The sequence below is a fragment of the Chryseobacterium sp. SIMBA_029 genome (assembly GCF_046535275.1).
Classification (GTDB): Bacteria; Bacteroidota; Bacteroidia; order Flavobacteriales; family Weeksellaceae; genus Chryseobacterium.
The window spans coordinates 1-233 of record NZ_JAWRXA010000888.1 but is presented as its reverse complement, the minus strand read 5'-3'; the positions used below and the strand labels follow the sequence as shown (position 1 = coordinate 233).

Sequence of the window (233 nt, the reverse complement as noted above, 5' to 3'; positions counted from 1 at the left end):
CATGCAAAACCCATATTGAATTTTGAAGAACTCCTTCCAAATCCCGGAATAATCATCGGGGAAATTTCATCCTGCTTAGAGGTATATACCAAATAGCGGGGTTGAAGATTCACATCAATATAAAAATTGGATTCAAACAATTGTACTCGCCCTCCTAAAGTACCCTCCAGCCAAAAGGAAGATTGCGATGATGCAGGAAATGACTCTGAAGAATTACTCCCTCCAAATCCACG

At 40.3% G+C, this 233-nt stretch carries 1 protein-coding gene; it reads right to left on the bottom strand.

What is annotated here, in order from left to right:
- On the bottom strand, positions 1-233 hold a 233-nt coding region (locus SB679_RS26400; protein WP_410705402.1), incomplete at both ends, for a DUF6048 family protein.